4 protein-coding genes and 1 pseudogene are annotated in these 1,987 nt (G+C 70.0%); 3 read left to right on the top strand and 2 right to left on the bottom strand.

The features are described 5' to 3' along the window. A pseudogene (locus AB0M20_RS40535) lies at nt 1–182 on the top strand (hemerythrin domain-containing protein); the annotation flags it as partial. A gap of 72 nt (nt 183–254) precedes the next feature. Here the strand turns inward: AB0M20_RS40535 and AB0M20_RS40530 are convergent. Further along, entirely contained in the window at nt 255–419 is a 165-nt protein-coding gene (locus AB0M20_RS40530) for a hypothetical protein (protein ID WP_364306503.1), read from the bottom strand. A gap of 118 nt (nt 420–537) precedes the next feature. Between AB0M20_RS40530 and AB0M20_RS40525 the strand changes: the two genes are divergently transcribed. Next, entirely contained in the window at nt 538–843 is a 306-nt protein-coding gene (locus AB0M20_RS40525; protein ID WP_364306501.1) for a hypothetical protein, read from the top strand. After that, nucleotides 843–1,469 (top strand): GAF domain-containing protein, encoded by a 627-nt coding sequence (locus AB0M20_RS40520; RefSeq protein ID WP_364306499.1) that lies wholly within the window; start codon nt 843–845, stop codon nt 1,467–1,469. The genes AB0M20_RS40525 and AB0M20_RS40520 overlap by 1 nt, the downstream gene beginning before the upstream one ends. 21 nt (nt 1,470–1,490) lie before the next feature. Here AB0M20_RS40520 and AB0M20_RS40515 read toward each other — a convergent pair whose 3' ends face one another. Next, a complete protein-coding gene (locus tag AB0M20_RS40515) occupies nt 1,491–1,874 on the bottom strand; it encodes a DUF2795 domain-containing protein (RefSeq protein WP_364306505.1) in 384 nt (127 codons plus the stop codon). Between the last annotated feature and the right edge of the window lie 113 nt (nt 1,875–1,987).

The raw sequence follows: 1,987 nt of genomic DNA, 5'->3' as shown, positions 1-1,987 counted from the left end.
GCCGGATCCCCCAGGAGGAGCTGATCCAGCTCGCCGGCAAGGTCGAGACGGCGAAGAAGCTGGCGCCGACCCGCCCTCACCCCGGTGCGCCGAACAACCAGCTGTTCCACAAGCTCGTCGGTCCGGGCGTTGGACTGGTCGACCGGCTGCGCGACAAGTTGACCGGACGCGCGACCCGCTGATCGTCGAGACGGTCGCATCGATGCTCTGCCCGGCCCGCCGGGCAGAGCATCCGACACCCGGCGCCGGCGGCGCTATTCCGTCCGCTGCGGCTCCGGCCGCTCCTGCGGATCGTCCCGCCCGGCCGGTTCGGTTGCGGGCGCCCGTGGGTCGGATCGCGGATCGTCGACGTTGGCGCTCTTCAGATGCTCGTCCGCGTCCTCGCTCGGCCGGCCCAACGCTTCCGGATTCACACTCATCTTCGTGCCTCCTCCCGCCATGGCGGCGGCCGCCATGGCGCCACGCGGCCGCTTACCCATGGGCGTCGCGGTTATGCGGACGTCGAATAACACGAGCCTCAGTGGGTAGGCACGCCTCATGACGGACCAGCCATGGGGTGTAGACGAGAACAACCCGCTCAACGAAGGCAGTGAGCCCACAGCCGTGCCGGGCGGAAACATCGGCGAGCAGCGCGCCGGCGAAGACCCGACGGCGCAGGACGGCACAGACGTGCGTACCAAGGACAAGCCCTTGGCCTACGATCCCGACCAGGAGCACGAACCACAGGCCGGCGAGCAGGGTGGACAGCCGAACCTGTCACCGGATCCAGCCGTGGCCGGCAGGCGGAGCAACCTCGGTCAGGGATCCACGGACGACAGTCCGGGCACACCGTCGGGCATCTAGTGGCGTCGCCGCCCGGGCGCGCGCGGACGACCGGCCTGCTTGAGGACCGGTTGCTGACGCTGGCCGGCACACCGGACGACAGTTTCCGTATCGGGACGGATCTCATCGTCGTTGCTGAGCTGGCCGCGAACCTCATCACAGCGGTCGACTGCGCTTCGGTGACCAGCAGGCACGAGGGCGGGTACGCCACCGTCGCGGCCAGCAGTGATCTCGCGGTCGCCGTCGATCAGGCCCAGTACGGCGACAGGGCCGGCCCCTGCCTGGAAGCCCTCGAAGCGAGCCATCCGGCTGCCGTGCCCGACATCGCCGCCACGATCACCTGGCCCTCTTTCCGCGACGCCGCTACCAGCTTCGGCATGAAGACGTCATTGTCGATCCCGTTGTTCGCCGGATCCGGCACGACCATCGCAGCGCTCAATCTCTACAGCCGCCGGACCGGCTCGCTGTCGGCGCTGACCATCGGGGTTTGGGCAGCCTACGAGCCGGATTCCGCCGATCGCTGGGACCATGACGCGCTGGAGCCCGGCGGCCGGGAACTGGTCGAGGGTCTGATCGGCGCGATGGCCCTGCGCGCCAAGATCCGGCGAGCTGTCGCCGCGGAGATCATCGAGGAACGCCGGCCATGACGACACGCCGGTGGTCGCCGCTCAGCCGGCGTCCGGCCTCCGCTCGGCGGACCCGCGTCCGAGCGCTGCCCAGATCTCCGTGACCGTGTGATAGATGACGCCGTCCGGCAGCCGGCGCAGGTCCGCCAGGACATCGTCCGGGGCGGTGAGGATCTCGGCGCTGCGGATCAGCGCGTCGCGGTCCCCCGGCATGGCGGACAGACCGATGTAACGCCCGAAGCGGCTGAGGTCGTTCGCGGCATCGGCGTTGGTCAACCGTGTCGGCTCCGGCTGGTCCTCGCCGGAGGGCTCGGCCATCTTCCACTCCTCGGCCCGCGATTCGGTGCTGCCCTGAAGAGCGGCGCGCACCTCCTGGCCCATCTGCTCGTCGACGCGCGGTCCGTGCTTGCTGCTCCCTCGTTCCATAGCCCCCGGCGTCCCCGCGTTCGCACGGCTTAAACGGGTCTCAGGCGCGTCGCCGAAGCCGCGATGCAGCCGGGACCTCCACAGGGCCGTGCTGCTTCCGGCCGCTGAGCCTT

This window comes from Actinoplanes sp. NPDC051633 (genome assembly GCF_040681735.1).
GTDB lineage: Bacteria > Actinomycetota > Actinomycetes > Mycobacteriales > Micromonosporaceae > Actinoplanes.
Note: the sequence above shows the minus strand (reverse complement) of the source record. Positions and strands in the feature narration are given on the sequence as shown.